The sequence below is a fragment of the Parabacteroides sp. KHUB-02 genome, from assembly GCF_056640955.1.
The window spans coordinates 4,668,365-4,690,420 of record NZ_JBWQEV010000001.1; the positions used below are offsets into that span (position 1 = coordinate 4,668,365).

Annotated in this window: 21 protein-coding genes; 13 read left to right on the forward strand and 8 right to left on the reverse strand. The window is 45.2% G+C overall.

Going from position 1 to position 22,056, the window contains the following annotated elements:
- Positions 1-19 precede the first annotated feature (19 nt).
- The 8 genes from ribD to murI all read left to right on the forward strand — a co-directional run bounded on the left by ribD (position 20) and on the right by murI (position 9,019).
- Complete coding sequence (gene ribD, locus ACYIA1_RS19655; protein WP_480336281.1) at positions 20-1,099, forward strand: bifunctional diaminohydroxyphosphoribosylaminopyrimidine deaminase/5-amino-6-(5-phosphoribosylamino)uracil reductase RibD; 1,080 nt, start codon at positions 20-22, stop codon at positions 1,097-1,099.
- A 119-nt stretch (positions 1,100-1,218) separates the two neighbouring features.
- Positions 1,219-2,595 carry a BamI family beta-barrel-assembly machinery protein gene (bamI, locus tag ACYIA1_RS19660; protein WP_480336282.1) on the forward strand — a complete coding sequence of 459 codons (1,377 nt, stop codon included), beginning with the start codon at positions 1,219-1,221 and terminating at the stop codon, positions 2,593-2,595.
- 81 nt (positions 2,596-2,676) lie between these two features.
- Complete coding sequence (gene porG / locus ACYIA1_RS19665) at positions 2,677-3,381, forward strand: type IX secretion system protein PorG (RefSeq protein WP_008772658.1); 705 nt, start codon at positions 2,677-2,679, stop codon at positions 3,379-3,381.
- Between the two features lie 11 nt (positions 3,382-3,392).
- Positions 3,393-4,136: an isoprenyl transferase gene (locus tag ACYIA1_RS19670; protein WP_005858978.1), complete on the forward strand. Its 744-nt coding sequence runs from the start codon at positions 3,393-3,395 to the stop codon at positions 4,134-4,136.
- Between the two features lie 14 nt (positions 4,137-4,150).
- A complete protein-coding gene (gene bamA / locus ACYIA1_RS19675; protein WP_480336283.1) occupies positions 4,151-6,841 on the forward strand; it encodes an outer membrane protein assembly factor BamA in 2,691 nt (896 codons plus the stop codon).
- Between the two features lie 172 nt (positions 6,842-7,013).
- Positions 7,014-7,529: an OmpH/Skp family outer membrane protein gene (locus ACYIA1_RS19680; protein ID WP_005858974.1), complete on the forward strand. Its 516-nt coding sequence runs from the start codon at positions 7,014-7,016 to the stop codon at positions 7,527-7,529.
- Between the two features lie 74 nt (positions 7,530-7,603).
- Complete coding sequence (locus ACYIA1_RS19685; RefSeq protein WP_005858972.1) at positions 7,604-8,098, forward strand: OmpH/Skp family outer membrane protein; 495 nt, start codon at positions 7,604-7,606, stop codon at positions 8,096-8,098.
- A gap of 90 nt (positions 8,099-8,188) precedes the next feature.
- Positions 8,189-9,019, forward strand: coding sequence for a glutamate racemase (gene murI, locus ACYIA1_RS19690; RefSeq protein ID WP_005867900.1), 831 nt, complete (start codon positions 8,189-8,191; stop codon positions 9,017-9,019).
- A gap of 311 nt (positions 9,020-9,330) precedes the next feature.
- Here murI and ACYIA1_RS19695 read toward each other — a convergent pair whose 3' ends face one another.
- Both ACYIA1_RS19695 and ACYIA1_RS19700 read right to left on the reverse strand, forming a co-directional pair.
- Positions 9,331-9,699 carry a YccF domain-containing protein gene (locus ACYIA1_RS19695; protein WP_005867901.1) on the reverse strand — a complete coding sequence of 123 codons (369 nt, stop codon included), beginning with the start codon at positions 9,697-9,699 and terminating at the stop codon, positions 9,331-9,333.
- A gap of 3 nt (positions 9,700-9,702) precedes the next feature.
- Positions 9,703-11,001 carry a M23 family metallopeptidase gene (locus ACYIA1_RS19700; RefSeq protein WP_444334537.1) on the reverse strand — a complete coding sequence of 433 codons (1,299 nt, stop codon included), beginning with the start codon at positions 10,999-11,001 and terminating at the stop codon, positions 9,703-9,705.
- A 144-nt stretch (positions 11,002-11,145) separates the two neighbouring features.
- Between ACYIA1_RS19700 and ACYIA1_RS19705 the strand changes: the two genes are divergently transcribed.
- The 3 genes from ACYIA1_RS19705 (at position 11,146) to ACYIA1_RS19715 (ending at position 13,474) form a co-directional block, all read left to right on the forward strand.
- Positions 11,146-12,516 carry an MATE family efflux transporter gene (locus ACYIA1_RS19705; protein WP_044545557.1) on the forward strand — a complete coding sequence of 457 codons (1,371 nt, stop codon included), beginning with the start codon at positions 11,146-11,148 and terminating at the stop codon, positions 12,514-12,516.
- Positions 12,517-12,599: 83 nt separating this feature from the next.
- Positions 12,600-13,025, forward strand: coding sequence for an META domain-containing protein (locus tag ACYIA1_RS19710; RefSeq protein ID WP_041525709.1), 426 nt, complete (start codon positions 12,600-12,602; stop codon positions 13,023-13,025).
- Positions 13,025-13,474 carry an META domain-containing protein gene (locus ACYIA1_RS19715; protein ID WP_008772651.1) on the forward strand — a complete coding sequence of 150 codons (450 nt, stop codon included), beginning with the start codon at positions 13,025-13,027 and terminating at the stop codon, positions 13,472-13,474. The genes ACYIA1_RS19710 and ACYIA1_RS19715 overlap by 1 nt, the downstream gene beginning before the upstream one ends.
- Positions 13,475-13,523: 49 nt before the next feature.
- Here ACYIA1_RS19715 and ACYIA1_RS19720 read toward each other — a convergent pair whose 3' ends face one another.
- Positions 13,524-15,581 (reverse strand): TonB-dependent receptor plug domain-containing protein, encoded by a 2,058-nt coding sequence (locus ACYIA1_RS19720; RefSeq protein ID WP_480336284.1) that lies wholly within the window; start codon positions 15,579-15,581, stop codon positions 13,524-13,526.
- Positions 15,582-15,587: 6 nt separating this feature from the next.
- Positions 15,588-16,781, reverse strand: a complete 1,194-nt coding sequence (locus ACYIA1_RS19725; protein WP_480336285.1) for an exo-beta-N-acetylmuramidase NamZ family protein — start codon at positions 16,779-16,781, stop codon at positions 15,588-15,590.
- Positions 16,782-17,024: 243 nt separating this feature from the next.
- On the opposite strand from ACYIA1_RS19725, the gene ACYIA1_RS19730 reads away from it, so the two are divergent.
- Positions 17,025-18,143, forward strand: a complete 1,119-nt coding sequence (locus tag ACYIA1_RS19730) for a PDDEXK nuclease domain-containing protein (RefSeq protein ID WP_480336286.1) — start codon at positions 17,025-17,027, stop codon at positions 18,141-18,143.
- A gap of 136 nt (positions 18,144-18,279) precedes the next feature.
- On the opposite strand, the gene ACYIA1_RS19735 is transcribed toward ACYIA1_RS19730, so the two are convergent.
- The 4 genes from ACYIA1_RS19735 to ACYIA1_RS19750 all read right to left on the reverse strand — a co-directional run bounded on the left by ACYIA1_RS19735 (position 18,280) and on the right by ACYIA1_RS19750 (position 21,147).
- Positions 18,280-18,579 carry a nucleotidyltransferase domain-containing protein gene (locus tag ACYIA1_RS19735; protein WP_022193234.1) on the reverse strand — a complete coding sequence of 100 codons (300 nt, stop codon included), beginning with the start codon at positions 18,577-18,579 and terminating at the stop codon, positions 18,280-18,282.
- A 9-nt stretch (positions 18,580-18,588) separates the two neighbouring features.
- Positions 18,589-19,023, reverse strand: a complete 435-nt coding sequence (locus ACYIA1_RS19740) for a nucleotidyltransferase substrate binding protein (protein WP_022193233.1) — start codon at positions 19,021-19,023, stop codon at positions 18,589-18,591.
- Between the two features lie 794 nt (positions 19,024-19,817).
- On the reverse strand, positions 19,818-20,801 hold the full coding sequence (locus ACYIA1_RS19745; protein ID WP_016270043.1) for an ISAon1 family transposase: 984 nt from the start codon (positions 20,799-20,801) through the stop codon (positions 19,818-19,820).
- Positions 20,767-21,147, reverse strand: a complete 381-nt coding sequence (locus ACYIA1_RS19750; RefSeq protein ID WP_016270338.1) for an ISAon1 family transposase N-terminal region protein — start codon at positions 21,145-21,147, stop codon at positions 20,767-20,769. The genes ACYIA1_RS19745 and ACYIA1_RS19750 overlap by 35 nt, the downstream gene beginning before the upstream one ends.
- Positions 21,148-21,216: 69 nt before the next feature.
- Between ACYIA1_RS19750 and ACYIA1_RS19755 the strand changes: the two genes are divergently transcribed.
- Positions 21,217-21,579, forward strand: a complete 363-nt coding sequence (locus tag ACYIA1_RS19755) for an HU family DNA-binding protein (RefSeq protein ID WP_480336287.1) — start codon at positions 21,217-21,219, stop codon at positions 21,577-21,579.
- The last annotated feature ends 477 nt before the right edge of the window (positions 21,580-22,056 follow it).

A 22,056-nucleotide genomic window follows, 5' to 3' on the forward strand; every position in this document is an offset into this window, starting at 1 on the left:
CCGTTTATATGCAAAGATTATGATAGAGGTTGAAGAGAAATACATGGCTCGTTGCATCGAGTTGGCTAAAGGAGGGAGGGGAAATGTCAGTCCGAATCCGATGGTTGGCGCGGTGGTTGTGCATAAGGGCCGTATTATCGGTGAGGGATTTCACAGGAAATGTGGGGAGGCGCATGCCGAGGTGAATGCTATCGCTTCCGTGAGAGACGAGTCTTTGTTGAAAGACAGTACGATTTATGTGAGTCTGGAGCCTTGCTCTCATTATGGGAAGACGCCTCCTTGCGCCGAGTTGATTATCCGGAAAGGGATTCCACGGGTGGTGGTCGGTTGCTTGGATCCTTTTCCCGAGGTGTCGGGGCGAGGCGTGCGGATGTTGCGTGAGGCCGGTGTCGAGGTGGTCACAGGCGTGATGGAGGAAGAAGCCCGTGCGTTGAACAAGGCGTTTATGACGCTACAAGCGAAAGGCCGTCCTTATATTATCTTGAAATGGGCGCAGAGCGAGGATGGGTTTATCGATCGTTTACGTACGGACGTGTCGGAGCCGGTCACGGTTTTGTCTTCTCCGGAGACTTCCCGCTTGGTGCATAAACTTCGCTCGGAGGTGGCGGCTATCATGGTCGGTACACGGACCGCTTTATTGGACAATCCTTCATTGAACGTGCGCCATTGGTCCGGTAATTCTCCGGTTAGGGTCGTATTGGATCGCCGGCTCGTTATTCCCGATTCTTATCGGTTGCTGAATGGTTCCTCACGTACATTAATATTTACGGAGAAGGAAGTGGAAAACCGAGAGAACGTGGAGTATATCCGGATAGATTTCGAGGGTCCGGTGATCCGGCAAGTGCTAGATCATCTCGCTGCCCGGAAGTTGGATTCCTTATTGGTGGAAGGTGGGGCCCAGTTGATTAATTCTTTCGTGGAAGCGGATGTATGGGACGAGGCGAGGGTGGAAACGGCCCCGGTTTGCCTGTATCAAGGGGTGCATGCGCCGATGCTTGGAAAGGAGGCTGTTAGCGGCATCTCTAGACGTTCTGTTATGAGCATTAAAAATCATAACTATGAAATTTTAAATCATAACGATGAGTTCGAAAAATCATAACTATGAATTTTAAGGCTCATATAATCAACTAAAATATTATAAATATTAGCAGGTATTAGGGTGAAAGCAAAAAATGTTTCTACTTTTGTGCCTTTATATGCGACAAACTTATGTTTTTGATGAAAAATAAATTAGTACTATTTATAACAGGTTGTTTTGCGTTAGTGCTGTCTTCTTGTTTGAAGTCAGATGAAATCGTTGGTGTAGAAGCTATTAAGAATTGCCAGATACATACTTTTTCATTAAGTCATGATTCTGTGTCGGGGTTGGATACTGTGAAGTTTACGATAGACCAGCTAACGGGACGGATTTTTAATATAGACTCTTTACCTTTTGGTACGAAGATCGAGAAAGTGGTTTGTAAGATTGGGTTCGCTAATTCTTCAGTGATAGGTGGCGTGGAGGCTAGTCCCGAGGCTTATCCCGATTCCACTTATTATTTAAGTAGTTTGTCGGATTCCATCGATTTCTCCGCTCCGGTAAAGTTCGTGGTTCATGCGTATGACCAAGTCACGACAAAAGTCTATATGGCGCAGGTGAATATCCATCAAGTGGTTCCGGACTCTATGGTTTGGAGTATGTACGCGAATCCTATGATTGGCATTACCGTGAAGGATCAGAAGGTGGTAACCTACGATTATAATGGATCGGAGAATTACTTTATGTATGTGAAACCCGCCGAGTCCGGTAAACCTTACCAATTATATTACGCTCCGGTAAGCGCGCCTAAGGGCTGGCAGTCATTATCCTTGACCGGTCTGCCTTCCGATGGGCTTTTGATCTCCCAGATTACTGAGTATAACAATGCTTTATATGTGCCGGCTACAAATGGCACTTTATATAGATCCGAGGATGGCTTGACTTGGAGCGCTGTAGAGAACGCCCCTTCCGTGAAATACGTTTTGGGTAGCGTGAAGCAGGGCACGAAACAGCCTTCCGCCTTAGCTACGATCGTGGATCAGGAAGGAAAGCTAGCGTTCTATGCGATGAACGAATCCATGGAGTGGATCGCCGGAGATGCGGTGCCTAGCGGATTCCCTGTTACCGGATTTAGCAATCTCCAATATGCCGCAATGTATCATGAGTACTTGATGACCGCCAGCGGACGTACCGTGGACAACCAAGTGGTTAATACGACTTGGGCGACCATGGATGGTATCTCTTGGGCGTTGATGGCTTCCGGTGACGTAAACTTCACGAAGCGTGAGGGAGCGATGATCACGAATTATGACGATAAGTTTTTCTTGATCGGAGGTATCGACGCTTCGAATAAGGCATTGAAAGATATGTATCAATCGATAGATTATGGTATTTCTTGGTCGTTGATCGACTCGATGGTGGTGTTACCGACCGACTATGCGGCGAGAGGCTTTTCCTCAATTATTGTAGATAAAGAGAATTTCGTGAACATTTTCGGAGGAAAGACCAGCACTGGTTCCAATGACTTGAACCAACTTTGGAGAGGCCGTATCAATCGTTTGATCCCGAAGGAATAGAAAAGTTCGATAGGAGATGTATAATTTTATGAGGCTTTTAGCGTTAGAAAAAGAAGTGTGGTATATATAACAGCAAGGCTTATGACTTCAACTTTTTTTCAGCGGCTTCTCATAATCATCCTATTAGCGGGTACGGTCCCTACGCTTTGGGCGCAGGAATATAAGTACGAGATCGGTGGTATGGCTGGTGGCGCCTTTTATATGGGCGACGCCAACAAGAATACGATATTTAAAGGAATGAATCCGGCGGTGGGAGCCGTGTTCCGGTATAACATCAACTTTCGTTGGGCCTTGAAAGCCAACTTGATGTGGGGACAGGTTTCCGGTAAGACCGAAGGTATGGAGAACGTTTTTCCGAATAATGCCCAAACCTCTTTCAACCGTAGTATCATGGAGTTGGGGGGACAGGCGGAGTTCAACTTTTTCCCGTATAGCGATAAGTTCGACTATGCGGGGGCGAAGCGTTTCTCTCCTTATGTCTTGGTGGGCATTGGGCTGACGGTGGCTCCGGGTGGCGGGAAGACTTTCGCCAGCCCGAATATTCCTTTAGGCGTGGGCATGAAATATAAGATCAAGAACCGCCTTAATTTAGGGTGCGAGTTCTCGTTTCGTAAGTTATTTGGCGATGGCCTAGAGGGAAAGGACATGTTGGACGATCCGTATGGTGTTAAGGGTAGCGCTCTTAAGAATAAAGATTGGTACTCTTTCTTGTTGTTGTCTGTTACATGGGATTTCGGCCCGAGGTGCCGTACTTGTAACAATGCGAAAAATATAAGTGAATATTAGTAAGATAAAAAATGTCGTTGATTGAGAAAATAGACAAGAATCGCTTGCCACGGCACGTGGCAATTATTATGGACGGGAACGGACGTTGGGCCAAGGCGAAGGGGAAAGACCGTAGCTTCGGGCATCAGGAAGGCGTTGTTTCGGTCCGTAAGATTATGGATGCGGTCACTCAACTCGGATTGAAATATCTGACGTTGTACACTTTCTCTACCGAGAACTGGAATCGTCCGGAAGAAGAGGTCCAAGCGCTGATGAGCTTGCTGGTCTCTGCCATTCACCGGGAGACTCCGGACATGATGAAGAAAAACGTTCGCCTTACCGCCATAGGCGATCTTTCCCGTTTGCGTGAGGATGCTTATAATACATTGCAAGAATGTATCGATACGACTTCGGCGAATACGGGAACCACACTTGTTCTGGCGCTTAGTTATTCTTCCCGGTGGGAGATCACCAGAGCGGCTAGGCAACTCGCCCAAGAGGTCTTGGAGCAGAAAATAAACCCCAATGATATAACCGAGGCTATGGTCTCGGACCACTTGACGACCAAAAATATCCCCGATCCCGATCTTTTGATACGGACCGGAGGAGAGAAACGCATCAGTAACTTCTTGCTATGGCAGTTGTCATATGCTGAATTCTTCTTTACGGATGTGTTTTGGCCGGATTTCAGAGAAGAAGAGTTGTATGAGGCTATATTGTATTACCAGCAACGTGAGCGTCGTTTCGGTAAGACAAGTGAGCAATTAATCTTATAAACAATAGCTGTTATATGTACAAAAGAATAGTGCTGTTTTTTATTTGCTTGGGTTTCGCTTGCGGTGCGTTTGCCCAAGAAATAGACACTACCCAAGTTGAGGCGCCGGCAGAAGTGCCGGTCATTTCGTACTCGTTGGCCGCGAAGAAATACAAGATCGCGGATATAAAGATTACGGGTATCAAGAATTATGATGATTTTGTGTTGATCGGCTTCTCGGGCTTGTCGGTAGGCGATGAGATTACCGTACCGGGAGAGGAGATCACTACAGCAGTGAAGCGTTTTTGGAAACATGGCTTGTTTTCGGATGTAAAGATCTTGGCGACGAAGATCGAGGGCGACCAGATTTGGCTGGAGATCCAGCTGAAGCAACGTCCGCGTATCTCGCAAGTCAATTACCACGGTATCAAGAAAGGCGAGCGTGAGGACTTGGAGGCGAAGCTGGGCTTGAAGAAAGGTTTCCAGGTGACACCGAACGTCATGGACCGTGCCAAGATCGTGATCCAGAAGTTCTTCGATGGCAAAGGCTTTAAGAACGTGGATGTCGAGATCGAGCAAAAGGACGATCCCGCGAATGAAGGCGAGGTGATCGTGGATATCAATATCGATAAGAATGAAAAGACCAAGATCCATCGTATCTATTTTGAGGGTAACGAAAAACTGACTGCCCGGGAGTTGAAGAAGGCGATGAAGAAGACGAACGAGAAGTTCAGCTTGCCGAACGACTGGAAAACCAGTATCATGGAGATGTTCAGCACGAAGAAGTTCACGACTGAGGAATATGAGAACGATAAGAAAAATATAATCGCTAAATATAACGAGCATGGTTATCGCGACGCCGTATTGTTGTCCGATAGCGTAGCGAACTTTAACGAGAAGAAGGTAGATATCTTCTTGAAAGTGGATGAAGGTGAGAAATACTATTTGAAAGATATTCGCTTCGTGGGTAATACGCAATATTCTACGGACTATTTGATGGCCGTGTTGGGTATGAAGCCAGGCGAGGTGTATAATCAAAAGAAATTGAACGAACGTTTGAGTACGGATGAGGATGCCGTTTCGAATGTCTATTTTAATAACGGTTATTTGTTCTTCAACGCCGATCCGGTAGAGGTGGATGTAGCGAATGACTCGATCTCGTTGGAGATCCGTATCCAAGAGGGTCCGCAGGCGACGATCAACCGTATTATCATTAATGGTAATGACCGTTTGTATGAGGACATCGTTCGCCGTGAGTTGCGTACCAAGCCGGGTATGTTATTCAGCCGTGACGACTTGATGCGTTCCGTTCGTGAGTTGGCTCAGATGGGACACTTCGACCCGGAAAACATGAATCCGGTGCCGCTGCCTGATCCTGAGAATGGAACCGTGGATATCGAGTATAACTTGGTTTCCAAGGCGAATGACCAGATCGAGTTCTCCGCAGGTTGGGGACAGACGGGTGTGATCGGTAAGTTAAGTTTGAAGTTTACGAACTTCTCTATGAAGAACTTCTTGAACCCGAAAACCTATAAGGGCATCATCCCGCAAGGTGAGGGACAGACATTGACCTTGAGCGGCCAGACGAACGGGCGTTATTATCAGGCTTACAGCATCTCCTTTATGGATCCTTGGTTCGGCGGTAAACGACCGAATACATTGTCTGTCAGCGCTTATTTCTCAAAGCAAACCGATATCAGTAGCAATTACTTGACCAATTCCGGTTATGGTTATGGCTATCCGGGCTATGGCTATGGTTATCCCGGTTATTATGGGGGCGGTTATGGCTATGGTAGCAACTATTACGGCAACTATGGTTACAATAATAGTTATGAGTATGCTTACGACCCGGATAAGTCTATCATGATGTTCGGTTTAGCGGCTGGTTATGGTAAACGCTTGAATTGGCCGGATGACTACTTCCAGTTCATGGCGACGTTGAACTATCAGCTGTATATGATGCATGATTGGGATTATTTCTTGGTTAATAACGGAAATTGCCATAATATCAACTTGGAGTTGATGTTGCAACGTAACTCTATCGATAACCCGTTGTATACTCGTAAGGGTTCACAATTTATGCTGTCCGTAGCGGCTACGCCTCCTTATTCTTTGTTTGATAATAAGGATTATGGAGCGATGTCAAGCTCAGACCCGGATAAATATAAATTCATCGAGTATCATAAATGGAAGTTCAAAGCGAAGATCTTCTCTCCGTTGGCTCCGTTGACCGTGAAACGTACGCCGGTATTGATGACCCGTGTTGAGTATGGCTTCTTAGGTACTTATAATAAAAATAAGAAGTCTCCGTTCGAGACCTTCTATATGGGTGGTGACGGTATGAGTGGTTACTCCAGTACCTATGCTCAGGAAACGATCGGTTTGAGAGGTTATGAGAATGGTAGTATCGCCGGTAATGGTGGTTACAACTCTTATGGATACGCTTATTCTCGTTTGGCTATGGAGTTGAGATATCCGTTCTTGCTGGAGCCTTCCTCTACGATCTACGGATTGGTATTTGTGGAGGCTGGTAACGCTTGGACTGATTTGAAGAATTTTAATCCGTTTAACTTGAAACGCTCCGCCGGTGTCGGTGTCCGTATATTCTTGCCGATGATCGGTTTGATGGGACTCGACTGGGCTTATGGTTTCGACGAGCCGAATTATGGATCTAATGGTAAACGTAGCGGTAGTAACCTGCACTTTATCATCGGACAGGAATTCTAAAATATAGATCGGGTATAGCTTCGTATGTAGAGACGGGGCGTGTTCCGTATGTGGAGACGGGGCACGCCCCGTCTCTACATTTAAATAAATACTTTTAACGAATATTGGTAGGCTGTAAGTAAACCCTCTGTTATATTTGCAGTCATAAAGTAGAACTATAAATAAAGAGAGTATGAAAAAGATTATCACATTGAGCTGTCTGATGTTGCTTTGTTCTTTTGCCGGCATGGCACAGAAGTTCGCTTTAATCGACATGGAATATATATTGAAGAATATTCCGGCTTACGAAATGACCAATGAGCAGTTGAGCCAAGTTTCCAAGAAATGGCAAAATGAGGTGGAAGCGATTCAGCAAGAAGCTCAGAATATGTATAAGAATTATCAGAGCGATCTGGTATTCCTCTCCGCCGAGATGAAAACGAAACGTGAGGAAGAGATCGTGAAGAAAGAGCAAGAGGCGCAAGATCTGAAACGTAAATATTTCGGTCCTGAGGGTGAGTTATATAAGAAACGCGAGAGTTTGATGAAACCGATTCAAGACGAGGTGTATAATGCGGTGAAAGAAATCTCGGAAGACAAGGGATATCAAATTGTTTGGGATCGAGCTTCAGCTATGAGCATTATTTTCGCTTCTCCGAAGATCGATATCAGTAATGAAGTGCTGATTAAGTTAGGATATTCAAAATAAATGCTTACATTTGTGCGCTTTATGCATGAAAAGTGTGAAAGCTTGATTAATAACAAAGTAATTATATAGTAAAAATGAAGAAACTTATTGTTTTATTGTTGATGATTCTCCCGTTGGGAGCTATCGCTCAGGAAGTTAAAATTGCGTTTGTAAAAACTCAAGAGGTGTTTATGGCTATGCCGGAGGTATCTGGTATGGAAAAACAAATGGCAGACTTGAATGAGAAATATAGAGTTGAATTGAAGCAAATGCAGGATGAATACCAAAAGAAATATTCAGACTTCGTAGCGCAGCAAGATTCATTGACAGAAAATATCAAGTTGAGAAGAATGCAAGAGATTCAAGATATCCAAGAACGTATGGATAACTTCGTGCAGGTAGCTCAGCAAGACGTACAAAAGAAACAACAGGAATTGTTGCAACCGATCCAACAGAAGTTGCACGAGGCTATCCAGAAGGTAGGCGAGGAGAAGGGATATACGTATATCATCGATCCGGCGGCTTTGCTTTATACGGGTACTAACGCGGTTGACGCGACTCCGTTTGTTCGTACGAAACTCGGTTTGTAATTAGCGAGAAAATTTATTCTATAGCATAAAAGAGGGGTGTTTTCCGAAAGGATTGCACCCTTTGTACTTTATAAAAGAAAGGTTTCCGATATGTTTCCACAAACTCCCGGTCCGATCGGTCTTTTTGATTCAGGTTATGGCGGACTTACGATTTTCGATAAGATTCATCAGTTGATGCCCGGTTATGATTACGTTTATCTGGGCGATAACGCACGTTCTCCTTATGGAACCCGTTCGTTCGAGGTCGTTTATCAATTTACCCGTCAGGCGGTATCGCGCTTGTTTGAGTCGGGTTGCCAATTGGTGATCTTGGCTTGTAATACGGCATCGGCGAAAGCGCTTCGTACGATCCAACAAAAAGACTTGCCTACATGGGACCCCAATCGTCGTGTATTGGGAGTCATCCGTCCTACAGTTGAGTTAGTGGATACGATCAGCCGTACCAAACATATCGGTATCGTAGGTACGAGCGGTACGATTACGTCCAATTCTTATACGATCGAGATTGGCAGGATGTACCCACATATCCAAGTGACAGGCGAGGCTTGCCCCATGTGGGTCCCTTTGGTGGAGAATAATGAGTTTAATTCCCCGGGAGCGGATTATTTCGTGAAAAAGCATATCGACCATCTATTATCCGTAGATCCGCAAATCGATACGCTTATCTTGGGATGTACTCACTATCCCCTTTTGATGGATAAGATCCGTGCTTTTCTTCCTTCCGGCATCACTCTATTCTCGCAAGGCGAGCATGTAGCGGAGAGTTTGCGAGATTATTTAGGGCGTCACCCGGAGATGGATCGTAAACTCACGAAGGGAGGAAGTTGCCGTTTTCTTACCACGGAGTCGGCAGAGAAGTTTTCTGAGGCGGCCTCTATCTTCATGAATACTCCGGTCTCGGTTTCCCAGATCGAGCTATAACGCCCCTAGGCCCTATGAGGGAGATGTATATGAACGCTATTTATACTTCCCTCCTTCCTTATGAATACTTGAAAGATATCGGATGAATTCATTTGAATATCTAGTATAATTCTACAGATCACGCCGTGGTCTGTAGAGTTCACGGCGTGGTTTGTATAGTTCACGTTGTGGTCTGTACAGACCATGACGTGAATTAGAAAATAAAACAAGGAGCGAGAACGTATAGGTATAGAAAGAAATAGGTATAATACCTTATCCTATCTTAAATTCTTGCCGGACGTCTGCCTTCTACGGAAAAGTTAGATGCTTTCTTATTGGATGCTCTTTCCAAAAGGAGCCAAGGCTAAAGCTGCCATCTTAAAATGTTGCATGCCGAAAGGGATGCCGATGATCGTGATACATAGCAAAAGGCCGAATCCTAGATGCGTAAGGCAAATCCAAAAGCCTCCGACGAATATCCAGATAATGTTCATGATAAGTGACAAGCATCCTCCGGAATTGCCCTCGTCTACGACACGGCTGCCAAAAGGCCATAAAGCCAGTATCGCTAATTTTAAGGTCTGGAGGCCAAAAGGTATACCAATGATCGTTATCATTAGTATTAGGCTGGATATCAGATATTCTACACTTGTTATAATCCCTCCGAAGAGTAACCATATTATATTCCCCAAGAATTTCATACGCTAGTTATTTAAATGGTTGATACTATCTTTCTCATATATAACAGATGCTTTACTAACTGTGGCTACATGAAAGCTATCTATTTCCGCCAAGATTTGCTGCTTGACCAAAGCGAAACTATCCCTATAGGCCGGTTTCACCGGTTCAGAAGGGGGAGCTTCCATTTTTAGCGGATCGATAGGTTGCCCGTTCTTATGGACACGGAAGTCTAGGTGCGGCCCGGTAGAGAGTCCGGTGGAGCCTACATAAGCGATCTCTTGGCCTTGTTGCACATGGCTGCCTACTTGGATTCCTTTGGCGAAGCGGCTTAAGTGCATATAAGTCGTGGTGTATACGGAGTTATGTTTCACTTTCAGGAAATTGCCCCCGCCGTTTTGATATCCCTTGGCGATAACCGTACCAGCTCCGATGCTGCGTACCGGTGTACCGGCCGGTGCCGCGTAATCAACCCCATGATGCGCCCGGTATCGTTTGAGGATCGGGTGGAAACGGGCGTTCGTAAAACGGGATGTGATCCGGAAAAAGTCCAGCGGTGCTTTCAGGAACGCCTTGCGAAGGCTGTTCCCTTCCTCATCGAAGTATTCGAAGATACTGTCTTGGGTGAAAGGAATCGCCACGAAATCCTTGCCTTGATGCGTAAAGATAGCCCCTTCGATAGAGGCGATGCTCAAGGCGGTGGTATCGTCGATGTAAGCCTCATTGTATAGAACCTTGAAGGAGTCTCCATCCTTGATATCGAAGAAATCGATTTGCCAAGCGTACACGTCCGATATCTTGATCGCCAGATACGGATCACCTCCGTTGGCCTTGATCACGTTCCATAGGGAAGAGTTTAATACTCCTTCCGTATATTTTTTCTTAAGGGTGATCGGCTTATTAAATTCATAGGCGTTGATCGTATCTCCGGTCAAGTCGATTACGGCATAATCGGTCAGCGACTTGGCGAAGGCGATATATCGGATCGTCTCCAAGGAATCTACCGTGGAAAATGTGTAATAATGCATGCCGGCTCGCAGTTTCGTCGGATCGAGGACATGGGTGGATGCCCTGCTGATACTGTCTGCTTTCAAGGCCGTGAAGCCCAGCCCGGAGAAGATGGAGGCGGGATTATCCCCGTTTTTCATCAAATACTCTTTTACGTCCAAGGAATCGATACAGATGCCGTATTGATACAGATGCTGTGAGCTATCCACCCACTGCGTATCCATGTCTGCGTCTTCCGTGGGCTGTTGGGGCTGTTTGCAGGAGAAACAACTCATCAACATGACTAATACGATACATATAGGTAGTTTCTTGTCCATTTGTCTTCGTTTGTTCATCAAAAATTATTCAACCGGATACAAACTTACGGAAAATAATAGAAATAGCGAAACCTATTTAGCGTAAAGCTTTGTACCTTCGCGGACTCGTAAAAAGGTGTTTAGGTAGAAAGCAGATCAATGGACATGTATAGACTATTCCGTGCCCCGAGAGGGCTGAGAGGCAAATTATTTAAATTAACAGGGCCTATCTTTCTGGAAACCTTGCTGATGTTGACTTTAGGCGTGGTGGATACGCTTATGTTGAGCCATCATTCCGATAATGCGGTGGCAGCGGTAGGTGTGGTTAATCAATTGCTGAACATGGTATTCCTGCTGTTCAATATTACCACGACCGGAACTTCCGTCATGTGCGCCCTTTATTTCGGGGCGAAAGATAATAAGAGTTTTATTCAGGTGTTAGGAACCTCCTTGTTGTTTAACGCCGGCGTAGGTTGCTTGATCAGCTTGATGCTTTTCTTGTTCGGTAGGGAGATGTTGGTCCTGATGGATATCCGTCCGGATCTGATGCCGGACGCTGAGACTTATATGCACATTGTCGGAGGGTTCGGCTTCTTCCAAGCGGTTAGTTTTACGATATCGGCGGTGCTCCGTGCGGCGAACAAGCCGAATTATGCGATGCAGGTGACCTTGCTGATCAATGTATTGAATGTGTTTGGAAATTATGCATTGATATTTGGCCATTTCGGTTTCCCTGCCCTCGGTGTACAAGGAGCGGCTATCTCTACCTCTGTTTGCCGGGGAGTGGCGATGACACTTTTGTTTATCATGCTGTTCAAGCGGTTGGTGCCTCGTATCCCTTTGGCTTATTTCCGTCCGTTCCCGTTTCAGAAGTTGAAAGATGTGTTGAAGATCGGCTTACCTTCGGCAGCGGAACAAATCTCGTATGATGCCTCGCAGGTGACGATTGTCTACTTTATCAATATGCTGGGTAATGAGTACTTGACAGCTCGTGTTTATGTGATGAATATCGTGATAATCGGCTATATCTTTTCTTTGTCGATCGCGCAAGCTACTTCTATTTGTACCGGCAATTTGGTGGGCGCGAGGAAGAAGCAAGCCGCTTATTTATTGAGTTGGTATGCTTGGAGGAGGTCGTTGCTGATTACGCTGGTCGCTAGTACCGGGGTTTATCTGTTGGGACGTCCTTTATTGGGGATATTTACTGAGAATCAAGCAATCATAACGATTGCGATGGGAGCCTTGCTGGTAGATGTACTCTTGGAGCAAGGGCGGGCCACGGTACTGCTGTTCTTATTCTGCTTGCGTTCGGTAGGCGACGTCGTGGTCCCGGTAATTATCGAGTTATTCTGTATGTGGTTCTTTGCCGTGTTCTGCGGGTATATGTTCGGTATCGTGTTCGGATTAGGCTTAGCGGGGATGTGGTTCGCTTTTGCTTTGGACGAGTGTTCCCGGGGTGCGGTACTCTGCTTGCGGTGGCGAACGCAGAAGTGGAAAAAGAGGATGTTAATCAAGAATCCTGTTAATATAAGCTAAAACAGGGTGTTCTTGGGAACATTTCGCCTTCTATTTGCGTCTTACTAATTACAATAGATATTTTATAAAAGATTATGATGAAGATGAAAAAGGTATTGTTTTATGCGTTTTTGCTTCCCGCTTTCGTTGGGATGATGTTTTCTTGTTCAGATGTCAAGACAGATGTGAAGAAGTTGGAAGGTAAATGGAATGTGGTAGAAGTGAAAGGTGAGAAAGTCTTGGAAGAAGGCCTGCCGCAGATGGACTTCAATATGGCTGAGAAGAAATTACATGGAAATACAGGCTGTAATTTATTCAATACGACGATCACGTTAGATCCGGAAGATGTATCTTCTATTACGATCGCTCCGGGCGCTACGACTATGATGGCGTGTCCGAATATGGATTTGGAGACGAGCGTGCTTCAATCGATGGATCAGGTTCGTTCCGTGAAGGGCGGAAAAGATGAGAATGAGATGTTGCTGGTAGACCAAGATGGTAATGTATTATTAGTATTGGAGAGAAATTAATGCGAAAAGGTCTTTTTTATATTTGCCTGCTTTTGGTAGGCGTCGGTTTGTTCGCCGGCTGTAAATCCAAGAAAGCGGTGGTAGCTTCTTTCTCGGATCTGGATGGTGAATGGGGTGTCGTGGAGATGAACGGTAAGACGTTGAATCCCGAGGAGACTCATCAGGTTTTGGTGTTCGACGTGGCTCGTCAAGGGCTTTCGGGAAATGCCGGTTGCAATCGGTTGATGGGGAAGATCGAATATAATGATGCTTATAGAAATATCATTAAGTTCCCACAGGTAGCGACTACCCGAATGGCTTGCCCGGATATGAGCGGCGAACGTGAGTTGCTGGAAGCGCTTAATAAGGTGGTGCGCTTTGAGGCACAGGGTGAGGCGGCTCCTGTTACGGAAATCGCTTTGTTCGGGACCAATAATGATAAGTTGTTGGTGATCAAAAAGCAAAAATAAAATCACCCAGTTGTAGAGACGGGGCACGCCCCGTCTCTACAACTGGGTATTAATATTTGAAACTATAACGGAATCCTGCCTTAAACCAAATACCCGGTTGGGGGATATTTCCCAGATCATAATAAGTGGAATTGAGCAGATTATTTAACTCCGCATATAGATTTAACCGCTGATATTCCCAATTTACTTTCATATCTACTAAGCAATAAGGAGCGTAAGGTTCCTCATAAGCCGGCTTAAGATTCTCGTATTTAGTATAACTACCTGCCCGGTCTTGCCAACGGACATACCAAGTGGCCGAAAAACCTTTCCAGATAGAATGGCTTAATTGAGCCGTGAACTTGTGCTTCAGATAATCTAACGCATAATTCGATATATACCCCTCACTATCCTTGTCTTGATGGATAAACGCATATCCCAGTTCTATTTTCCGGATAAAGAACCGTTCGTTGCCCAGTTCCCTCGGTAATAAACTCAGGTTAGTCTCGAAACCAAGGTTATCGACTTTTGTCAGATTTTGGCTTTCCCAGATATCTTCCGGTTTCTCTTTCACCCAATCGATCATGTTCTTACCTTTTCGGTAAAAGCCGGCTATATGAGCCCGGAGGAAGTAAGTGTTGTATTTCAGTCCGACCTCGAATGCCTCGCTTTCCTCCGGTTTTAGGTCTGGATTTCCTTTATTCGTCTTACCCTCATAATAAAGATCGGTGAAAGTCGGCATGCGCAATGCCCGGTTCCAGCTCCCATACAGACGGACATTGTCCCCGATACGGTAACTGGCATCTATTCCCGGATAGAAATGAATCCCTTCGTTTAAGGCCGAATTATAGTTTGCCAAGACCCCGACTGACAACGTGAAGCGGCGTAATAATACGTTATGCTCAAGAAAGTAGCTGATGTTACTTCGGTTATCGCTTTTTAGATATTGCCCCTCTTTCTCGAAAGGAACATCCTGCGGTTCCTTCATCGGCTTGCCTAATACATTACTCTTTACTCCCTCGTTTCGGAATTCCACGCCCATACTGGTTCTTCCTAGTTTCCACTGTGTCGTGGCGTTGAGGTTGGCTCCGAATACTTCCGTCTCATGGTAATTATGCCCGGTATACCAATCGGCGGGATCGCTACGGAACAACTCGTACCGGTCGAAATGTCGGGTCCAGTATACCTTGGGGGTGAACTTGATTTTGCCATGTGTTTCTCCTCCGGCGGAGAGGAAGAAGCAGCGAGTCTTGTCGTATTGGTTGGGATAGGAAGCGGAGTAGAAGCTATTCGCTCCATAACCTTTGTCGTTGTATCCGGCTTGGAATTGGAAATCGGCCTCCTCGCTTTTAAGTTCCGATTGCCAAAAAAGATTTAATTGTTTGAAGTCCGTATTGTCTATATACCCTCCGGACGAGGCATACCCTGCGGAAAGGCGCTGTCCGAAATGAGTGGTCGCATGATTGATGGCAGCCTCCAGTTTCCAGAGCTTATGCATTCCGGCGTAATTGTCGGTCGAGATCCTGTTCTCTTTTCCTGTTTTCGTGATGATATTGATCGCTCCAGCGAAAGCGCTGGCCCCGAATATACGGGAAGAAGGGCCGGATACCACCTCGATGCGCTCTATGTCCGAGAGATTCACCGGGAGGTCAAAACTATAATGGCCGGTTTGTGGGTTGGAGAGGTTGACCCCGTTTAAGAGAACCGCTATTTGGTCGAACGTCCCTCCCCGGATGGAGATATCGGCTTGGGTGCCTCCTTCTCCTCGTTGCCGGACGTCTATTCCCGCGGCATATTCTAAAAGATCTTGGATACTGGTGACAGGCGCCGCCGCGATCTCACGGGCGGGAATGACTGTCACGATCTTGGTCGCTTGGTTCCGTGCGATAGGCGCACGGGAGGCAGTAACTTCTACCTCTTCCAGCTCTACGGAAGCTTCCTCGCCGGTCCGGTTAGGCTCGATTACCTTTTGGGCTTGCGCCGTGTCGGGCAGGGCGAATAGTAACGTGCTTGCTGTTACGACTCCAATGTTAATGACTTTGTGCATACTCCGGAACGCGGCGTAACGTTTCCGGTCGAATCGGCGGAAACGTACGGCGACTTGGGTATGCGATTCCCAATAATTCATTCGTTCTTATTTTTTATTTTGAGTAGGATAGTCCGGATAAAGTAAATACTTTTTACGCATGGCCTTGTATTGATCCAGCTCGGGTTTCCAACTTTCCCGGATCTCTTTCTCGGATAAGCCCCTTACGATCTGGTAGCGGAGCTGCTTCGTGCCTGCCAATAAATCGAACCAGTTCGGACGGGAGAAGAAAAAGGCTTGATCCTTTCCCGCTTTATTGTAGAAGTCGAGGAAGAATCGCAAGGTTAATCCTCCTTCGAACGGATATTCCCGCAGATCGATGCCGTAACATACTTTATCCTTTTGCAAGGGATTGGTATCGAATCCGGGCAAGGAGGTCGGGGTAAAAGTGAAATCCCCGTATTTAGGGTCCGGGAAACCTAGTACTTGAAACGGATAATAGGTTCCTCTTCCCACGCTAACGTTCGTAGCCTCAAAAAAGCAAAGCGACGGATACAGGCGGATAGACTGGTCATTCGGGAGGTTCGGAGAGGGCTTGACCGGCAACCAATAGGGATCTCCGTGTTTCCAATTCTCCATCTTTACGATCTTTAACCGGCAGGTATCGGGCGCACTTTTCAGCCAGCCTTCCTTATTGATCATCCATGCCAATTCCCCTACGGTCAAACCGTGCAAGATCGGGAGCGGATCGACACCGACGAAAGACTCGAATCCTTTCTGGCGGATCGGCCCGTCTACGAAGTCATTCGGGTTCGGGCGGTCCAACACGATAAACTCTTTGTTGTTTTCGGCGCAGGCTTCCATCACGTAATGCATCGTGCTGATATAGGTATAGAAACGGGCACCTACATCTTGTATATCGAAAACAATCACGTCGAGGTCGCCCAGTTGCTCGGCGGACGGTTTCTTGTTTTTCCCATAAATAGAGATGATGGGGATGCCTGTTTTCAAGTCTCGGCTGTCTTTTATCTCCTCTCCGGCATCACCGGTTCCCCGGAATCCATGTTCCGGAGCGAACACCTTCTTAACGTCTACGCCTTCCGCTACTAGCGCATCTAATAAATGAATCTGCCGCTTTTCCAAGATGGAAGTCTGGTTGACCACTAATCCTACCCGCTTGCCCTTCAGTAAACGAGTGACGACATCCATCCGCTCGGCACCTAGCTTTAACGGGGCGTTTTGTGAATAAACCGTTGGCGTCAGGCTAAAAAGTATGACTAGAAATATAAAGATCTGTTTCATTACATTATATAATATATCACTGTGTACTGATCGCGAAAGTACGAAATGTTTGTGAGAAGTCGTCTTATTTTGTGTATGGACAAAGATAAACTTTTTCTTCCGTATCCGCAAAACAGGGCTTGTCGCTTTATAAGCCGAAATCTACGGAGATAACAATTGGGTGGATGTAATCAGCAATAATCGTAAGAAATTGACACACAACCGAACAAAAAGAGTAACTTTGCAAATAAATTGAAGAGAAATATGGCTAAGGATGCAGATATACAAGTATCTGATAACATGATGGATAACTTTCGTGGTTATGCAGCATTGCTTCGCAAAATCAAACAACGGGTACTGATTGCCCAGCAACGAGTAATTTATGTCGCCAACGAAGAAATGCTCCGGATGTATTGGGACGTTGGCGAAATGTTACAGAGAAGTCAAGACACTGACGGTTGGGGCAAGAAGACCTTGCGACGGTTGGCTGTGGATTTGAAGAACGATTATTCTGAGATAAAAGGTTTTTCTGTCCGTAACATGCAGTGCATGATGCAGTTCTTCAATGAATATAATCAAGAACTTACGATGATAAAAGGGGCTGTTGCTCCAATTGCGCAACCACCGGTTGCGCAATTGGAAAAGTACAATTTTACTCTTCCTATCAAACATTTGGATTGGACGCACAACCTGATTATTATGCAACAAGTCAAGGATATTCGTGCCCGTTACTGGTACATGGTGCAGAGTATCACATCCCATTGGTCAAAACGTTATCTGCAAGAAGCCATCAGGCTTGATGATTATGGCAAACATGGAGCATTGGCGAACAACTTCACTGAAACTCTCCCTGCACCGGAAGCAAACGATGTGAAATCCATGCTCAAAGACCCATATATATTCGATATGCTGACTTTCACCGATCAATACAATGAGCGTGATGTGGAGATCGGTTTAGTGGAGCATGTAGAAAAGTTTCTTGTAGAAATGGGGGCCGGTTTTGCCTTTATGGGTAGGCAATATCACATAGAGGTGTCGGGCGATGATTACTACATTGACATACTGATGTACAATGCGTTTCTGCACCGATATTTGGTAATCGAATTGAAAGACACGGAGTTCATACCAGAATATATCGGTAAACTGAATTTCTACTGTTCTGCTGTGGATGACATTCTTTGCCGAGAGGGAGATAACCGAACGATTGGATTGTTGCTTTGCAAGAGCAAAGACCGTATCAAGGCTGAATATGCCTTGCGTGATATTCAGAAACCAATCGGCATATCAGACTACGAATTGGGGCAAGCCTTGCCGAAAGACTTCCGTGGCAGTTTGCCTACGATTGAGGAAATCGAGAAAGAATTAGAGTCTAGCGGTCAATAAACTTGTTTGGTAGAATTATAGCAGAATTGGATGCTATCGATGCGGTAAACCATCAAGTTGCTAACGAACCAATAGTAGGTAAAATACCCAATTCTCATATAGTCAGCCTATGTGTTTGTGAGAAATGAATGCGGGGCTATCTTGAATAGAAAACTTTACCTACTCGGTCGATATGTTCCCCGATAGGAGTCCCTTTTTGTTTCTGATAATTAAGCAAGTCGACTTTGTAAAGTAAACCCAAATCATCGATACGGTTGTTTATGTCGAGCTGTTGGCTAAAGGTGATATCTTCTCCATCCATGGCAAGGTCGATGTCTGAGCCTGCATGACTTGTGCCTTTGGCTCGCGAGCCAAAGATAAGTACACGCCGTATGTTGCCATACCTGCGAAATACCTCACGCAACTCTTCAACCACGTTATCGCTTAATCCAAACATAATAAACTATTAAAATAGATCTTTGTTCTCCGTCTCGTTCTTACGAATAATCAGCAAATCCCTTAGTTCCCTTAACAAGGGAGCGTAGTCTGCGTAAATCCCTTTTGCGATCTCATCCGCCTCGTCCTCGTTGTATGTATGCGAGGTTAGGATTCGGGCTTTCGCCATCTTTCGCCATCGATCATGATCCTTTATCAATCCATTCTCAAAAGCCAACTGAAGGGTCGTGTTCGGGCCTGTCTGGAATTGGAACCCCAGATATTGCATATAATCTTGCAATACCTTCCAAGCCAACTCAAACGTATATTCGAAACGTTGAATAAGCCCCTCTTTCTCTAGTTCCGATAAAACGTCATATTCCATCGTATCCGTTATTTCCAATAAACGGGCACATGCTTTGGCGAAATTATCGAAACGTTGCAACCAACGAATATCCCTGCTCATAGTCGTCTTATTTTGTATATGGGCAAAGATAAACTTTTTCTTTCGTATCCGCAAAACAGGGCTTGTCGCTTTATAAGCCGAAATCTCTTGCGGAATAGTCCGGGATCTACTCTATGAGTAGGATGAAAACTACTTAGTAAGCAGACCCCCTGTTTACTTACTAAGTAGAGGTCTGGTCTACTTAATAAGCAGATGGAGGTCTACTTACTAAGTAGTTTCCGGATTTCTCGGTAAAGAGGGGTGGAAGAGATAAAATGATTTATTTATTGAAAAAAATATAGGAAAATGTTTGTAGAGATGAAAAATAATTGTACTTTTGTGTCGTAATGGGAGTAGCGATTCTTACGCTTGATGATGCGTTATAAATAAAGAGGCATCATTTTCTTAGTGATGGAGGTTTAAAGTCGATGATACGTTATAATAAATAGAGGTGTCATTTTTCAGCCCTTTCCCCGGGGTGGTTTTAAATTCGATGATTAAGCTAGCCTTAATGAAAACTTTTCTCTCCCGCAAGATCAATATTTATTTAGCCGCTGCCCGCAAGCGACCTATGAGAGGTATGTTTCTCTTTATATCGTTTGGGCTGGGTAGGTTTATTCTTTCTTTGGCAAGAATGAGGGGAGTAAACAAGTGTGTGTATTCATTCTTGTTTTGTTGAACTCAAAAAAGCGAAAAAATATGGCTTTACGAGTAAGACGAATCAAAAAGGCATTCGGCTTTGACAAGACGAAGACCGAAAAGTATGTGATAGTCCCTGATCGGGCTACAGTGGCTCACCCGATAAACCTGGGGGATTAAGCATACAGCTTTGTAAGTCTGAAAAGAAAGAATTTTATATCCGTTACTCCTCTTAAAGCAGCTCTAAACGCCTTAATTTTAGCATTAAAAGACTCTGCAAATGCATTAGTTGCCCTGTTTACAAAGAAGTTCAAGACTTCATCATAGTGCTCGTAAAGTGTGGCGGCAATAACATTGAAACTCTTAAAGCCAGAGTCGTCCACTTTGTTGTACCATCGTGCAAGCGAGAGTCTTGCTGCATCTTTGACGGTATTCTTGGAAAATATCATTCTTAGGGAATGTGTAAGCGAATAGGCTTCTTTAAGATCAGGATACGTTTCAAAGAGCACCTCAGCTCTTTGTCTCTGACTTTCCGTCCATTTGTCGGCAGATTTAAAAAGCAGATATCTGCTGCGAGCCAACAACTGCTTGTGGGTATCACCATTTGCAAGCACAATTGGAGTGTATGCTTCGCCCAGGCATTTGGCTTCTTCCCTGGCATCCGTGTCTGCTTGAATGGCATCCCATCTATGCGCGATACGCATCTCCTGCAAGGCATCACATGCAAGTTTCTGTATATGAAAGCGGTCTATGGTACGCATTGCATTCGGGAAACAGCGTCTGGCTATAAGTCGCATGGAATTCGACATATCCATTGTTATCTCCTTAACCAACAGTCTCTTGTCCTCGTCAATGCGCATAAGTGCTTCCGTGACAGCATCTGCCGCCACACCCTTTACAATAGCAATGATGGTACCTTTACCTCCACGTGAAGATCTGTTGCTTACTATAGTGTACAGCTCACCGTTGCTTGGAGCCGTTTCGTCAATGCAGATGCTTTCACCAATGTTCTCTGGAAAGACAAGCCAGTCTTCTGCATGTGAGAGTTCTGACCATTCACGATAGCCGCTGAGCACTTCCTTGTATTGCTTTTCAAACGTATCCCCGTTTATGTGATAATAGCGGTCAAGCGAACGGGAGGTCGTAGGAATCGTCTCCATACACTCCTTTTAAAAAAGCCGCAAACTCCTTGGAGTAGCGGGTTTCTTCAGCCTTCAGGTCGTAAGAGTCGGAGAAGTATCGGTTATTCTGCTTGTCATACCATTTGCGTCTTCTGACAATTAGGTCAACACCTTTATCGCGGATTGGAAAGTCACGTATAGTTACGGCTTCACAGAACCCTTTGGATTCAATCTCTGGGTTCTCTTTATATTCAGCCTTAACCGATTCATCAAGATAGATGCGGATAAGGGATGCCTCTTCTTCTACACGTACTACTTCAAAATTTGAAAGTATCTCTGATGGCAGAATCAACTGTGCCAATGCTAATAGTCCTTGATTGTTCATGGTACAAAGGTGCAAATTTTCTATAGAATTAAAGAATTTTCCCCCTGATTTATCGGGTGAGCCGCTACAGTGGTAGGTTTCGAGGCCCTTTGCGATCAAGTCGCTGCGGTCTCAGGTATTAATTTAGGAATGGTTCAATCCGTAGTTTATGGATTGGTGAAGTCCATGACGACATTCATCCGGCAAGGCCATTCCGTGCAAGTGACGGGTTTCGGTACCTTCGTCCCTTCCTTTAATGCGAAGAGCAGTTTAGATGAGAAAGAGGCGAATGTGGATTCTATCCACCACGTGAAACTACGTTTCCTTCCCAGCGCGGAGTTGCGTACGATGATGAAATCGATGGAATTCGAATTCGATGTAACGGACAGTACGAACGATTCCAAAACAACCTCCGAAGGGGGAGGTGATTCCGAAAGCCCGGATGAGATCTAATCGTTTGGGAAGGTAAGTAAAAAGCCCCAGTCCGGCAGCAAGGGGAAGCTGTTGGGCGGGGGCTTTCGTTTATGCAATTTTTACATGTCATAAACTTTGCTCACAAATAATTAAGAGTTATCTTTGCGGTAATTCCAAGTAGTGGCTAAGCGAGACTTAGCGGCCAAGAGAGGCTTCGAACGGAAGGACATATTTAACGAAGAGCGTTTTTAAGATATTATTCTTGTCATAGAAAATCGCCAATTTTCAAAGCGGAACAAGTATAATAGCAACAGAAAGCGCTCACGTCTTTGGTATATACATATTCTTCCTGTATAGGAGAGATGTTATACATAAGGGCGTGGGACTGTTGTTTATTATTTGTTCCGTGGGTGTTTGGCGATACCTCTATGACAGATAAGGCATTAAACAGTTTCCACGCCTCTTCTTTTTATTGTAACCTTATAAAAGCGATGTCGAACGGAGGGGAACAGGGAG

Excerpts from the sequence above, each read along its gene's own strand:
- ribD (WP_480336281.1), top strand. The coding sequence starts at position 20 with ATGATAGAGGTTGAAGAGAAATACATGGCTCGTTGCATCGAGTTGGCT.
- bamI (WP_480336282.1), top strand. The coding sequence starts at position 1,219 with ATGAAAAATAAATTAGTACTATTTATAACAGGTTGTTTTGCGTTAGTG.
- porG (WP_008772658.1), top strand. The coding sequence starts at position 2,677 with ATGACTTCAACTTTTTTTCAGCGGCTTCTCATAATCATCCTATTAGCG.
- ACYIA1_RS19670 (WP_005858978.1), top strand. The coding sequence starts at position 3,393 with ATGTCGTTGATTGAGAAAATAGACAAGAATCGCTTGCCACGGCACGTG.
- bamA (WP_480336283.1), top strand. The coding sequence starts at position 4,151 with ATGTACAAAAGAATAGTGCTGTTTTTTATTTGCTTGGGTTTCGCTTGC.
- ACYIA1_RS19680 (WP_005858974.1), top strand. The coding sequence starts at position 7,014 with ATGAAAAAGATTATCACATTGAGCTGTCTGATGTTGCTTTGTTCTTTT.
- ACYIA1_RS19685 (WP_005858972.1), top strand. The coding sequence starts at position 7,604 with ATGAAGAAACTTATTGTTTTATTGTTGATGATTCTCCCGTTGGGAGCT.
- murI (WP_005867900.1), top strand. The coding sequence starts at position 8,189 with ATGTTTCCACAAACTCCCGGTCCGATCGGTCTTTTTGATTCAGGTTAT.
- ACYIA1_RS19695 (WP_005867901.1), bottom strand. The coding sequence starts at position 9,699 with ATGAAATTCTTGGGGAATATAATATGGTTACTCTTCGGAGGGATTATA.
- ACYIA1_RS19700 (WP_444334537.1), bottom strand. The coding sequence starts at position 11,001 with ATGGACAAGAAACTACCTATATGTATCGTATTAGTCATGTTGATGAGT.
- ACYIA1_RS19705 (WP_044545557.1), top strand. The coding sequence starts at position 11,146 with ATGTATAGACTATTCCGTGCCCCGAGAGGGCTGAGAGGCAAATTATTT.
- ACYIA1_RS19710 (WP_041525709.1), top strand. The coding sequence starts at position 12,600 with ATGAAAAAGGTATTGTTTTATGCGTTTTTGCTTCCCGCTTTCGTTGGG.
- ACYIA1_RS19715 (WP_008772651.1), top strand. The coding sequence starts at position 13,025 with ATGCGAAAAGGTCTTTTTTATATTTGCCTGCTTTTGGTAGGCGTCGGT.
- ACYIA1_RS19720 (WP_480336284.1), bottom strand. The coding sequence starts at position 15,581 with ATGAATTATTGGGAATCGCATACCCAAGTCGCCGTACGTTTCCGCCGA.
- ACYIA1_RS19725 (WP_480336285.1), bottom strand. The coding sequence starts at position 16,781 with ATGAAACAGATCTTTATATTTCTAGTCATACTTTTTAGCCTGACGCCA.
- ACYIA1_RS19730 (WP_480336286.1), top strand. The coding sequence starts at position 17,025 with ATGGCTAAGGATGCAGATATACAAGTATCTGATAACATGATGGATAAC.
- ACYIA1_RS19735 (WP_022193234.1), bottom strand. The coding sequence starts at position 18,579 with ATGTTTGGATTAAGCGATAACGTGGTTGAAGAGTTGCGTGAGGTATTT.
- ACYIA1_RS19740 (WP_022193233.1), bottom strand. The coding sequence starts at position 19,023 with ATGAGCAGGGATATTCGTTGGTTGCAACGTTTCGATAATTTCGCCAAA.
- ACYIA1_RS19745 (WP_016270043.1), bottom strand. The coding sequence starts at position 20,801 with ATGGAGACGATTCCTACGACCTCCCGTTCGCTTGACCGCTATTATCAC.
- ACYIA1_RS19750 (WP_016270338.1), bottom strand. The coding sequence starts at position 21,147 with ATGAACAATCAAGGACTATTAGCATTGGCACAGTTGATTCTGCCATCA.